This window comes from Natronotalea proteinilytica (genome assembly GCF_055379935.1).
Genome location: NZ_AP043947.1, coordinates 489233 through 502403 on the forward strand (window position 1 = coordinate 489233; position 13171 = coordinate 502403).

At 59.0% G+C, this 13171-nt stretch carries 12 protein-coding genes; 3 read left to right on the plus strand and 9 right to left on the minus strand.

The features are described 5' to 3' along the window. Positions 1-8 precede the first annotated feature (8 nt). The gene (locus ACZ5AL_RS02185; protein ID WP_464511874.1) at positions 9-1466 is read right to left on the minus strand and encodes an OmpP1/FadL family transporter; all 1458 of its coding nucleotides are present in this window, start codon (positions 1464-1466) and stop codon (positions 9-11) included. 176 nt (positions 1467-1642) lie between these two features. After that, positions 1643-1960, minus strand: coding sequence for a hypothetical protein (locus ACZ5AL_RS02190; RefSeq protein ID WP_464511875.1), 318 nt, complete (start codon positions 1958-1960; stop codon positions 1643-1645). A gap of 133 nt (positions 1961-2093) precedes the next feature. On the opposite strand from ACZ5AL_RS02190, the gene ACZ5AL_RS02195 reads away from it, so the two are divergent. From ACZ5AL_RS02195 to ACZ5AL_RS02205, 3 genes are all read left to right on the plus strand, one after another. Beyond that, on the plus strand, positions 2094-3119 hold the full coding sequence (locus tag ACZ5AL_RS02195) for a D-alanine--D-alanine ligase family protein (protein ID WP_464511876.1): 1026 nt from the start codon (positions 2094-2096) through the stop codon (positions 3117-3119). A 91-nt stretch (positions 3120-3210) separates the two neighbouring features. Beyond that, the gene (locus ACZ5AL_RS02200) at positions 3211-4413 is read left to right on the plus strand and encodes a KamA family radical SAM protein (RefSeq protein WP_464511877.1); all 1203 of its coding nucleotides are present in this window, start codon (positions 3211-3213) and stop codon (positions 4411-4413) included. A 164-nt stretch (positions 4414-4577) separates the two neighbouring features. Beyond that, entirely contained in the window at positions 4578-6050 is a 1473-nt protein-coding gene (locus ACZ5AL_RS02205; RefSeq protein ID WP_464511878.1) for a hypothetical protein, read from the plus strand. Between the two features lie 684 nt (positions 6051-6734). Here ACZ5AL_RS02205 and ACZ5AL_RS02210 read toward each other — a convergent pair. From ACZ5AL_RS02210 to trpD, 7 genes are all read right to left on the minus strand, one after another. Next, a complete protein-coding gene (locus ACZ5AL_RS02210) occupies positions 6735-7091 on the minus strand; it encodes a DUF4296 domain-containing protein (RefSeq protein ID WP_464513310.1) in 357 nt (118 codons plus the stop codon). Between the two features lie 52 nt (positions 7092-7143). Continuing rightward, positions 7144-8310 (minus strand): DUF4837 family protein, encoded by a 1167-nt coding sequence (locus ACZ5AL_RS02215; RefSeq protein WP_464511880.1) that lies wholly within the window; start codon positions 8308-8310, stop codon positions 7144-7146. Between the two features lie 52 nt (positions 8311-8362). Next, on the minus strand, positions 8363-9199 hold the full coding sequence (trpA, locus tag ACZ5AL_RS02220) for a tryptophan synthase subunit alpha (protein WP_464511881.1): 837 nt from the start codon (positions 9197-9199) through the stop codon (positions 8363-8365). A 38-nt stretch (positions 9200-9237) separates the two neighbouring features. Next, entirely contained in the window at positions 9238-10467 is a 1230-nt protein-coding gene (gene trpB, locus ACZ5AL_RS02225; RefSeq protein WP_464511882.1) for a tryptophan synthase subunit beta, read from the minus strand. A gap of 59 nt (positions 10468-10526) precedes the next feature. Next, a complete protein-coding gene (locus ACZ5AL_RS02230) occupies positions 10527-11192 on the minus strand; it encodes a phosphoribosylanthranilate isomerase (RefSeq protein WP_464511884.1) in 666 nt (221 codons plus the stop codon). 92 nt (positions 11193-11284) lie between these two features. Beyond that, the gene (gene trpC / locus ACZ5AL_RS02235) at positions 11285-12097 is read right to left on the minus strand and encodes an indole-3-glycerol phosphate synthase TrpC (protein WP_464511885.1); all 813 of its coding nucleotides are present in this window, start codon (positions 12095-12097) and stop codon (positions 11285-11287) included. 39 nt (positions 12098-12136) lie between these two features. Continuing rightward, on the minus strand, positions 12137-13168 hold the full coding sequence (gene trpD / locus ACZ5AL_RS02240; RefSeq protein WP_464511886.1) for an anthranilate phosphoribosyltransferase: 1032 nt from the start codon (positions 13166-13168) through the stop codon (positions 12137-12139). Positions 13169-13171: the final 3 nt, after the last annotated feature.

The following is a 13171-nucleotide window of genomic DNA, read 5'->3' on the forward strand; positions in this document are numbered from 1 at the left end:
GCTATAGGTTACAGCGAGAGGGCGAAGGTGAGGCCAACGAGATGCGCGTCGAAGCTGTACAGGCCGTTGGTATCGGGGCGACCTTCAGCAAGTCCACGCGTGCGCCCTCGGCGATCGTTTTGGCCGAGGTATTGATAGGAGGCATCCAGGCGCAGCATGTCGGAGGCTTGCCAGCCTACGCCCACCGTAATGTGGTTGCGGTCGTTTTCGGGGAGCAGCGGTGTAACCACCTCATCGGGGGCAGCGGCTTGGTTGAAGAGATAGCCCCCACGCAGCATCCAGGCATCGGCCAGCTGATACTCGGCTCCCAAACGAATCGCGTTGGTATCGTCGTAATTCTCCTGACGGATCACCGGCTCGTCCTGGTTTTCAAACTCAAGCACGATCTCGTCGAAACTCGACCACTGCGTCCACTGATAGTCAGCCAGCACGGTAAGGCGCTCGGTTACATCCACGCTCGCCCCTAAGACGACCTGCGCAGGCATCGTAAGCGATGTTTCGAGGGATTGGTCGCTCAGGGCAGCGCCGTCAGCAAACGGACCGGCCACCAGCGGACTCTCCCCGCCCAGGAAGTCATCAAGTGTGGGGTTGTCGATACCCGGGAATGCGCCTCCAGGAAGTCCAATGATGTTGCGGAATTGCTCGGTGAGAGGCAACCCGGTCTCAATTTGGTCGAAAGTCGCATCCCCTTCGTAATCGAGTTGCACCGGAAACAGCATGCGTCCCCCCAGGCGAATGCGGTCGGTCACTTTATACTTAATGCCAAAGTGACCGCCAAACCCAATCGTGCCCGACCCCTCAAGCTGCGAGTCGGCAAACGCAGTGTGGAAAGGCACGCCGAGTTGGCCAAAGGTGATGCCTGAATCCCCCAACTCCTGACTAGAGAGATCCACGAGTTGATTCAGCTCTACGGCACCAATAACCACGATAGGGCCACCGCCAATGGAGATACGGTCATCAAACTGATACGACACCGTCGGCTGAATATAAATGGATTCGACGCTATTGTCGTATCCTTCGAAAGCCCCGTCGAAGCTGCGGTCCCACTCTGTGGCCAGCCCGTACGGCACGTACACGCCCAGACCAACCGCCCACTCCGGACTAAAGCCGTACGACGCATACAGGTGCGGTACCGGAATGGGGCTGTTCTGCAGGTCAGTGGTTCGTCCGATGATGTCATCGGTGAAAGAGCCGCCCGCAGCAATGAGCGTGGCCCCGCCGCTGATGGTCCAGCCTTCGGAGCCAGCGAGCAGAGCCGGGTTGTAGAAAATGCCCGATGCGTCGTTGCACGAGTCGGCCACACCCGTGCCGGCACGGGCCATGGCGCAGGTGCCTTGCTCATAGACGCCAAAGCCCTGTGCGGATGCGTTCTGGAGCGGGTTCATCCAAAGGAGGGCGGCCCAAAGAATAGCCAGTCCGCCTGCGCGGAGCATCAGCCCATAATCAGGGAGTACACGGTGGTTCATAATTGGATATGGCCTTGTAAAACAATGGGGGAATATACGCCGATGCACAACCAACGAGAAAGGTCGGAGAGCGGGTAAGCACGTTGGTAGCGCTTTTACATGGTAGAAAGCCGGTGTGTAATATGCAACCAGAATGGAGGACTGATTCGCAAGATAAAGGCGTCCGGCTCGTTTGGCTATCGTCGTGGGGGCTCCACATCTGGATCGGTATCGGGCGGGGCGCCGTCGCCTTCGACTGGACTGTCGGGCGACACGGGGTCGTTCTGTTCAGAGGGCAGAGGCTCACGTTCGGCCTGTACGGGCATCGCAGACGCTGCGTTTGCAGATTGCTCTACGACAACAAGTGCTGCTACATCGGTAGCATGCCCGCCGCCCAGTGCAGTTGTGTGCACCACGCGGGCGCCATTATCCAGCGCTTCGTTAAGCGCCGCCATTCCATGTACGGTCTCGCCGGAAACGCGAATGAGAAACGCCTGCTGGGTTGATTGCGGCATTGAATAGAAAGGCGTCAAGGAAAGAAAAAGCCGAAATCTATATGCGGCAGAGGAGAGAACGGGCTGCAACTCCGTGTCCATCTACCAATATTATTTCTCCACACGCCCTGCTCCCGTTCATGTTGCTATTCTCATGGCTGCTCCGCCCCGTGTTGGTTTGATCTATGACGTATTCGCGTCGTATGTGTGGTCTGACGATGATCCGCCGGATGCCGATGCCGAGTTTGAGCCAATGGAAACGGTTGACGTGCTCGCCAGCGCGCTTGAGCGATGCGGAGCGCATCCGGTGCGCGTGGGCACGGCGCGCGACTTGCAGCAGGCGCTGTGCACGGGGCTCTCGTTAGATGCGGCGCTTACCATTGCCGAGGGGAACGGCACCCGCAATCGGGAAGCGCACGCGCCGATCTTGCTGGAACTGGCCGAGATTCCGCAGTGGGGCTCCGATGCGCTTACGCTGTCGCTTACGCTCGATAAAGCATGGACCAAAGATCTGGTGGTACGTGCCGGGTGGTCTACGCCCGCCTGGACCGTCTTCTCTGGGCCTGAGGAGGTCACCGATGAACAGCTTCCGGCGCCGTTTCCACTTTTCGTGAAACCGCGCTACGAAGGCACCTCCAAGGGCATCATGCCTACCAGCAAAGTCACATCCATGGCCGCGTTGCGCGATGAGGTCGATCGTCAAACCACGATGTATCAGCAAGATGTGATTGTGGAGGCATTTGTAGAGGGCGGCGAGTTTACCGTGGCCGTGGTGGGCAACCAGCCTCCCAAAGCACTGCCTGTCTTGCAGCGTGCGATTGAGCCCGACACGGGTATTGGCGTTCATGCGTTGGAACGTCGCGGCGGTCCAGGTCGTGATTGGACGTACGAACTGCGTGGCACGCTGTCGGAGTCGCTGGAAGCCCGGTTAGAGGCAGCCGCCCTGGGCATCTACCAAAAGCTGGAATGCCGCGATGTGGCTCGGCTCGACTTTCGCGTGGATGCAGCAGGACAACCACAGTTTCTGGAGATTAATCCGCTTCCCACATTCGCGCCTGATGGCACCTTCGCCATTATTGCTGAATTGATGAACCGGTCGTATCCCGACTTTTTAGCGGAGGTGCTAGAGCAGGGATTGCGGCGGCTGGATGTGCTCCCGGCGTCGGCGGCCCGTCGCTAACCCACTTCAGAAACCTGTTTATTCAGTCGCTGCGTACGATTGTCCATACTACGGTTGTCCATACTGTTGAACCCCCTTACCCGCACCGCTTATGTCTTCGCCTTCCTTCGCTTCTGATGTGATGCCAGATCGTGATGTCGATTCTGAATCGTGGACGGACTGGCGCTGGCAGATGCAGCATCGCATCGATTCGGTAGAGGCGCTGCGGGAATGGATTGCGCCTACCGCCGAGGAAGAGGCAGGCATTCGCGAAACCGAAGAGGTGTTTCGGTGGAACATCACCCCGTACTATGCCGCGCTCATGGATCCCGATGATCCGCAGTGCCCGGTGCGTCGGCAGGTGGTGCCGCATATCCACGAGATGAATGATCCCCTGGTTGATGATCTCGATCCGCTGCAAGAGGTGGCCCACTCGCCGGTTAAAAACCTGGTGCACAATTATCCCGACCGGGTAGCCTTTTGTGTAACCGCCGAATGTGCCGTGTACTGCCGCTTCTGCTTGCGCAAGCGCATGGTGGGCGATGCCGATTTTTTCTTGCGCACGGGCGAGTTGCAGGAGGCGATCGATTACATTGCAAACACGCCTGCCATCCGCGATGTGCTGCTTACCGGCGGCGATCCGCTTACCTTCAATGAAGCTCATTTGGAGTGGTTGCTTGAGCGGCTGCATGCCATTGACCACGTTGAACTGATTCGGTTTGGCACGCGCATGCCGGTGAAGTTGCCGTATCGTATCACTGACGCGTTGTGCGAGCTGCTGGCGTCGTATCCGCCAGTGTGGGTGAACACGCATTTCAATCATCCTAAAGAGTTGACAGAAGACGCTACCGCCGCGCTGCACCGGTTGGTGGACGCCGGGATCCCTGTAGGGAACCAGACCGTGCTTATGAATGGCATCAACGATGATGTGGCCACCATGAAAGCGCTCTGTGAAGGACTTGTAGCGCGCCGCGTGCGTCCCTACTATATCTATCAAGCACAGGTTATTGGGGGGACAAGCCATTTGCGCACATCCATTGAAACCGGGATGCAGATTATGCAGGCCCTTCGAGGCCATACAACCGGATTTGCTATTCCCACGTATGTACTTGATACTCCTTATGGAAAGGTGCCTCTTACCCGTTCGTGGGTAGAGGGCCGAGCGGGCGACTATGTGATTATGGATACCTATGATGGAACCACATGGGCCGAGCCGAATCCTTTACCCAACCCCGAAGCCCTCAACTTTGCCTTGCCTTCTGTGGCATACCCTCCTGAAGCGAAAACAATTCCCGATGCACGCGCTACAGCGTAACCGACGACACAAGGCGGGCGTCTCCTATAAATTCACCAAATTGCCGGTAGCAAACGCCATCTGCAAACAGTTGATAATTGACATTGCCGGTGTCTCCATATAAATTTTGACATTGCCTCTCATTGGTTGCTAGGCTGTCTCCCCACGCCAGCCACATTCCTTATATGATTATACGCGCGCTCATCGGACTTGCCGTATGTGTGGTCCTTCTGGCTTGGCTGGGAGAGATGCCGCAACTGTACGCTGTAGCAGGTGGGGTTGGAGGTATTGCATTAGGGCTTGGTTTGTATCGGGTTTGGAACTCATCGAGTGCACATCCGAAGGGGGCCGCTGAGCTGACCGATGAGGACCTAAACCCAACGGCATCTTCTCCTGAGGACGAGGAGCCGCCTCCCGTATCCGACCCAACACCAACAGGTTCTGCAGAGGCAGAGGAATCAAGATCTCCTGGTGCTCCCCCTTCAACCTCGGCGAATGGATCATCGTCGGCACCTCCAGCCGAGGTGGCATCAACGGAGACGCCATCTCACTCTGCATCAGACGGTATGGGGGCGGAACAGTCGGAACTTCCGCCTCACAATCCACGCGTTACGGCGCTGGTGCAGGCTCTGCGCCACACTCTTCAGGCGCACACCGTAGCGCTATTTGTTCAAGAGGAGATGATGACCCTCGAATACGACATTGCTGGCATCGATAGCACAAGCAATCATGTGCAGCATCACGGCAGTTTTTCAACGCCTTATCCGCTGTTGGGGGCTGGCATGTCACGCAATGATGTAACCGTGCAGCAGTTAGGGAATCATCCTGAACTGCGCAATGCCCTCAATTATTACGATGGCCCTGTTTCAATAGACAAAATAGCATTTGCCCCGGTTCGCTATCGTCCGGATGCGGCTACGACGTACTTTCTAGTGGTTGATGCGCCTGCAGATATTCCGTTAGAGCATCGGCGTACCAAGGCTTTGATTGCGTCGGGGGCTGATATGTTGGTACAGATATTGAATTACGATCCGGACGCGTTGCGTGAGCCCGTGACTGCTTCGTCTGATTCCGCGTCGGCGTCGGCTCCTCACGTAGACCAAGACGAACCGGAAGAGGGATCGGCGCAGCCTGCCCCCGACCGTCCACAGCAGTCGTCAGATGCGAGTTCACGTCCGTCGCCGTCAACCGAGTCAGAGCCGCCTTCTGATGAAGTAGAACGGCCCGGCCCGCGACCGCGCAATGAAATTATTGCCGAGGAGGTCGACAAAGCAGACATGGAGGACCGGCCCATGGGTTTTGCCCTCGTGTTGGTAAATCGCTATGAGATTATCGCCGAGCATGGTCAGGGAGCCATCAACGAGGCCGAAGAGGCCCTGCATGATGTGCTCCGCGAGAGTGCCCCGGGGTATCGGATAGAGCGCTTTGGAGAGCTTATGTATGGTGCATTCCTACACACTTCAATCGATGCGATAGGAGAGTGGGCATTGTCGTTGCATCGGGCTATGCTGCGTACGGACGGCCCGCTTAAGGGCGGCGTAAGTATTGGGGTTGTGATGCTAGCGCCCCGACATGAAAAGGCACAAGACTTGCGAGATGATGGGCTCCGTGCACTACACGAGGCGCACCGTAGCGGATCGCCCGTGCTGTTTGAGTAGCGATATTTGAGGAGGCAGTGCGGTGTCGAAAGATCTCCCCCGAAATGAGCAGGGCCGCTCGATCGATCAGAGCCTGCTGAGCGTCGGGGAGATGGTTCCACCGAATGCCATTCGGCGGCTACATGGGCCTCCTCAGTCGGCCTTCGCTCACCATGACAGGTTTTTTGGAGGGAGTTGGGGCACAGAGTTTAGCACGGTTCCCGTACCTAAACAATCACGTGTGACAGAGCAGTAGTAAGTACAGTCAGACAGCGTTTTGGGGTATACCGCCGGTTCGACCGAAGCGTGCCGACAGAGTTCGGAGTGGGGGAAATCGCCACTCATTCGCTGGAAACGGCCATTCAGGCTCTTTCTCTCTCCCGAAAAAACTGGGAGGAGTTTAGATTTGAAACCCCAAGTTGGCCCGTGATCTTACTTAGCGGCATCAGGGTGACCTGCGGGCGCGACAATATGCTGTGTCTCTTGGCGAGGACCACAGGTATGACTTACGCTTCTCCGCGCCGATAGGCCTCTGGGACGCTCCAGTGGAACGCTTCAGCGTCCTCAATCCACATCTGGTGCGTTACCTCGGGTCCATTACGTCGGAAGCAGAACATCCGTTTGTCCGTCGCGACGCAGAAGGGCCAAAGGTCATGCCGGTTGTACATCGCGACGAGGGCGTGGCGTTGCTCTCGGGGGCAATCTTTATTCGCTGCGTTCGTGGGTCTCGTCGGCTGTTGTATCGGGGGCCGCCTGTTGAGCCATTTCCCAGTCTCCTACGTCAGCGCGTACGCTTTGGAGCGAGTCGACAACGGCTTGGTACACATCGCGGTAGGCGGCGGGATGCTCGGTGTAATGCGCCTCGGCGGCCTCAAACGTGGCAGCATCAACGCCATGCCAGGCGAGTACCGTGTCACGGGGAATGGGGCTCACTTCATCGTCGACCTCGCCCCGCATCTCAGCAAGATGAAGATCAACGAGCACGGCCGTCATGGCGTCGGGGGGAAGGGGCGGATCCGGATCGCTGGCACATCCGGAAGCCACGCCGCCCACAGCCAGCATGAGCACGATCGCTCCCGGTATCCAGCAGCGAGGGGCTAAACAAATCAAACGGTTAATCATCGGCAGCGAGCGTAGCTTCATCCTCGTCATCCGATGCCCCTTCTGCCTCCACACGTGTTCGGAAGGTGTGAGCAATGACCTCCATCTGTCGGAGGAAATCGCGCTTGTCGTGCTCGGGGGCAAAGACATGGCCATCGATCATATACACGCGATCGGTATCCTGATCGTAGAAGGTGTAGTTGACAAATGGTCCTCCGGCGCCGCGTTCCTGCAAGGTTTCTGCGTCTTCGTCTGCGCGGTACACCATATGCCAAAGTCCACGGGTTTGGTAGCCATACCGCCCTAAGTGATCGACCTCGTGGGTGTTAAGCGGACGGCGATAGTCGGTGCGAACAAAGCTGCCCAGATTGCCCCGGATGTACTTTTCGTTGAGCGAGTCGCGCCGTTCGTAAATCCACTCGGGGGTCATTTCGCTGGGCGACATGCCATCCACGTAGTGGATCATGAGCTCGCGTCGTGAGTCTGCCAGCACGCGACGCAGCCACATGAAGCCGGTGTTTTCAGTGGTCGTGTCAATCGCAATCTGATAATCATGCTGTACATTGACGGCAAAGTCGTGCCGTGTCATAAGCGTGTCTTCCAGATCGAACTGACGCGCTCGCCTAAACATATCGCGCTCCATGCGTTCGAGCGTGATCTCGTGGAAGTCCGACCGGACGCGTTCGCCGTGGCGCTCCAGCGCATCGATGAGCTGCTCGGTATCGGCAGCGGTCATGTAGTAGATTTTCTGGCTGCGCCGCCACAGGTCGGGGCGCGATACGATCGCGGGGTTGCCATCGCGAACGGTTTCGAGCGCATCGTCAGAGAGCCGATTCCGCAGAAAGTTGGCCAGGTTCGACTGATCGCTCAGCGGCGCGATAAACACCACGTTTTTGTGACCCTGCACCATGTCGAACACCCGGTCAGAGTCCAGATGGACTTGCCGAAGGTCAAATTCGCGTTCGGGAGCGGGCAGGGTTTCTACATAAGGCGCCAGATTATCGCGAATGGATTGCCCCAACCCGGTATCCCAGTGTACGCTATCGACAACCACCATAATTTCGCTTTCCTGACCGGTGGCCCGAGGGCGGTAGTCGCCATCCAAAAACCCATCGCATCCGGCTAGCACCACAATGGCCAGCGCGAGAATGCCAATACTGCGAAGTGTGTACGTCATCATAGTGGGATTCCGTTAGGCGGGAGCATGCAGGGGATGCAAAAGCCGTAAACTTCTATGCTTCTGGATTGCTCCCCGCAAGAACTGGACCCTCTTTTAGCGCACGCGCAAACTGGCGGATGCGGCTGTAGCGTTCTTCGTCAGACAGCGTGTCGTCATCCCAGCAGGCCTCGATCTCTTGGATCAGCGCCGATCCGACGATGAAGCCATCGGTGTGCTGGGAAAGCTCCATCGCGTCGTCGTGGGTGGCGATGCCGAATCCAACCAGGAGCGGATTCTGTGTAACCAGCGAGCGGGCGCGTTTCAGATACGACTGTACGGCCCCGCGCCCGTCAAGACGCGAGCCGGTAAGCCCCGTAACGGACACTGCGTACACAAAGCCGGTCGCCAGTTCGTCGACGCGCTGGATACGTGCGTCGGAGGAGTTGGGTGCGATCAGGAAGACCAGGTCGAGCCCAGCAGCCTGCGCGTGCTCGGTGAGCACTTCGGCTTCCTCGGGCGGCACATCGGGCAGGATCAGTCCGTCGACCCCGGCCTCGGCGGCGCGGGTGCAGAACGTATCCATGCCGTACTGCAGCACCGGATTGATGTATCCCATAAGGAGCACGGGCGTATCGCTCTCTTCACGGAACGTAGCGACCGTGTCGAACGCGTCGTCCATCGTAACGCCATGCGAGAGCGCGCGGGCGCTGGAGCGCTGGATCGGCAGGCCTTCAGCCAGCGGGTCGCTAAACGGCATGCCCAGTTCGATGAAGTCGGCCCCGCCCGCGTCGATCGCGTGCAGGATCGGGACGGTGGCCTCGGGGGTCGGGAAGCCGTTGGTGGTGAAGAGGCCCATCGCGGGGGTGCCATCGGCACGGCAGGCGGCAAGGGTGTCAGAAAGTCGAGACATTGGGTTAGGGGTGGAGGGTTGGACGGGTGGAGGAGGCGTTACCGGTGCTTGGCGATGGTTTGCATGTCTTTGTCGCCCCGGCCTGAGCAGTTGAATACAATGATGCCCTCGGGACCGACTTCACGGGCGAGGCGCTCCATGGGTGCCATGGCATGGGCGGTTTCGAGTGCCGGAATGATCCCTTCCTGCTCAGACATCACACGCACACCGTCCATCGCCTCCGCGTCGGTAGCCGACACGTACTCTACGCGTCCAGTGTCTTTGAGATGCGAGTGCTCGGGGCCGATGCCGGGGTAGTCGAGTCCAGCAGAAATCGAATGCGCGATTTCCACCTGCCCGCGCTGGTCCTGGAGCAGATAGCTCATGGCGCCGTGCAGCACACCTGGCGTGCCCTTCGAGAGCGTTGCCGCGTGGCGTCCGTTGAGCCCCTCGCCGGCGGCCTCTACACCCACCAGGCGCACGTCTTCGTCGTCGATATACGGATAGAAGATGCCCATTGCGTTTGAACCACCGCCCACGCAAGCAACTACGGCATCCGGACATTCGCGTCCCTCATGTTCGTCGAGCTGTGCGCGCGTCTCGTCTCCGATAACGCGATGGAAGTTGCGTACCATCATCGGGTAGGGGTGGGGGCCCACCACCGAGCCGATGATGTAGAACGTGTCGCTGGGATTGGAGACCCAGTCGCGGATGGCTTCGTTCGTGGCGTCTTTGAGCGTGCGGCTGCCGCTCATAGCCGGACGCACCTCGGCGCCCATCAGCTCCATGCGTTCTACGTTCAGGCGCTGGCGCTCCATGTCTTCCTCGCCCATGAACACGATGCAGTCCATACCAAACTTGGCGCACACCGTGGCCGTGGCCACGCCGTGCTGTCCGGCGCCCGTTTCGGCAATGATGCGCGTCTTGCCCATGCGGCGCGCAAGCAGGATCTGCCCGATCGTGTTGTTGATCTTGTGGGCACCGGTATGGCAGAGGTCTTCGCGCTTGGCGTAGATTTTCGCGCCGCCGTAATAGTCGGTCAGACGGTCGCAGAAGGTGAGCGGGGTCGGGCGCCCTACGTACTCGCTCAGGAGCGTGCGATACTGGGCATCGAACTCGGGGTCGGCCTGGGCGTCGGCGTAGGCCGCGCGCAGCTCTTCAAGCACCGGAACGAGGATTTCTGGCACGAAGGCCCCGCCGTATGGGCCGAAGTGGCCCGTTTGGTCGGGAGCCGCATAGCGTGTGTCTGAGGAGGTGGCGTCAGTAGCTACAGCAGGAGCGTCGGACATGGGTTAGGGGGTTTTGGGTGTAGGAGAAAGCAGGCAGGATGTACAAGGGATGCAGCGGGCTACGGGGCGTCTGCCGTGTCTTCAGCGAGTTCGTCTTGTACGGCGCGAAACGTGTCGAAGAACGTGTCGATCTTATCGAGGCTTTTCACGCCCGGGGCGGTTTCGAGTCCACTCGACAGATCAACTGCATACGGACGCATGGTATGCACGGCGCGCTCTATGTTGTCGGCATTGAGTCCGCCCGCCAGGAAGAGGCGGTAGTCGGCGGCCAGGTCGCGCGCTAGCCGCCAGTTGAAGGACTCGCCGGTGCCGCCCCACACACTGCTGTTGTGTGTATCGAGCAGAAACGCCTCAACCACGTCGGTGTAGGGGGCCATGAGCGCGCGCAGCTGATCAGACGACGCATCGTGGCGTACGCGAATGGCTTTGATAACAGGCCGATCGATCTGTGCACACACGGCAGGCGGCTCGGTGCCATGCAGCTGTACGTGGGTGAACCCGGCTGTCTCTACCGCGTGGTTCACGGCATCGGCATCGTCGTTCACAAAAACCCCTACTGAGTTGATGCCATGCACCCACTCCAGAATCTTGGCTACCTGCTTCGGACGGATATAGCGCGGGCTCTCTTCATGCTGGATGAAGCCGAGGTAGTCCGCGCGTTTTCCGGCCAAATACCGGGCCGCTTCAAGGTCGGTAATGCCGCAGACTTTTATCTTTATTGGCATGGCTCGTTTAGGGATGGACGGGTGGAGGGATGGATGGGTTGGAAGGTTGGAGGAGCACGCTTACTTACCTACATACGTCCACACCTCCACACTTACTTCTGTTGGGCAATGGCGATTTCGCGCGCTTCGTTGCGCAGGTCGGTCAGCGCCTGGCCGGGGTCGTCGGCACGCATAAAGTGTTCGCCGATGAGCACACCGTTTACGCCGTTCTGGCGGAGGCGGACGAGCGTTTCGGGGTCGCTTAATCCGCTCTCCGATACCCAGCCCAGGTTGCGTGGTACGTGCTGGAAAATGTCGAGTGAGTTTGCGATATCCACCTCAAACGTGTGCAGGTTGCGGTTGTTGACGCCAAGCAGGCTTACCTGGTCGAAGTCGATTTTGTCGAGATCCTCGTGGGCGTACACCTCGACCAGGCACGAAAGTCCGAGTTCTTTAGCCTGCGCATGCAAGTCGTAGAGCGCTCCGGCGTCTAGCGCAGTAGCAATCAGTAGCACCGCATCAGCACCAACGGCTTTTGCCTCAATGAGTTGATACGGGTCTACGATGAAGTCCTTCCGCAAAAGCGGCGTATCGGGCACATGGGCACGAATCCACGCTAGGCTCTCCAGCGACCCCTGAAAGTGCAGCGGTTCGGTCAGCACAGAGATAGCAGCGGCGCCGTGTTTGGCATACGACTGCGCAATCTGGGCGGGCTGAAACGATTCCCGGATCACGCCCTTCGAGGGGGAGGCCTTCTTCACCTCCGCGATGAACGACATGCCGCGCTGCTTTAGCGCCTTAGCCAGTGACAGAGGCTCGTGGTCGTCAAAGAGCGGACGCTTTTTCAGTTCAGCGGCTGGTGTGGTTCGCTTCCGCTTGGCAATGAGCTCGCGGGTGTCGGCAACAATGTCGTCGAGAATACTCACGGATACGAGGCGGGGTTAGCAGGCAAAGGGCGGGCGGGGTTACTTCGGCGCGTCGTTGGAGGCGTCGATCAGAGATTCTAATGCAGACTGGGCGGCGCCCGAGTCAATGCTTTCGCGGGCTGCGTCGAGGGCTGCATCCAGCGTGTCGAAACGGTCGCTGGTGTGCAAGGCATAGCCCGCGTTCAGGACGACCACGTCGCGGCGCGGGGAGGTGTCAGAACCGTCAAGGATGCCGCGTAGGATACGGGCGTTCTCGTCGGCATCGTCGCCTTGCAGCATCGTGTTCGAGGCACGCTCAATGTCATGCTTTTCAGGGCCGACCTCGCGACTGATGGGCATGCTGTGACGTCCGTTGGCGTCGTACTCAAATAGCGTGGTTGCATCTGCTACCGAGAGTTCATCCATTCCATCGTTCGAGTGGACGGTAATGACGTGTTCGCTATCCAGGCGACGCAGAATCTGTACCATGAGCTGAGCGGTGTTCAGGTCGAATGCACCGACCAACTGCCGAGATACACCTGCGGGGTTGCAGAGCGGCCCCAGAATGTTAAAGCAGGTGCGCACGCCCAGGGATTTGCGCACCGGCATAACGTGGCGCATGGCCGGGTGAAAGTGCGGAGCGAACAGAAACGCAATCCCGGCTTCGTTGAGGCAGTACTCCACGCCTTCTTTCTTCAGGTTGATGTCGATGCCCAGCGTTTCAAGGACATCAGCGGAGCCGGACTTTGAGGAGACCGATCGGTTGCCGTGTTTGGCAACGGTGACGCCGGCTCCGGCGCAGACGAAAGCGGCGGTCGTAGAGATGTTGAACGTGCTGGCGCCATCACCTCCGGTTCCGCACAGGTCAATCGCATGCGGATCATCGCAGTCCACCGAGATCGCAAACTCACGCATCACGCGGGTGAAGCCGACGAGTTCATCCAGATGCTCGCCGCGAGCACGCATGCCGATGAGCAGGGCGGCGACGTGTTCAGGTTGGGCTTCGCCCGACATAATGTGCTGCATGGCGTCGGCTGCGGCGTCTTCGGTAAGCGCCTGGCCGTTGGCGATGGTCGTAAGGTGTTCGTGCATGGG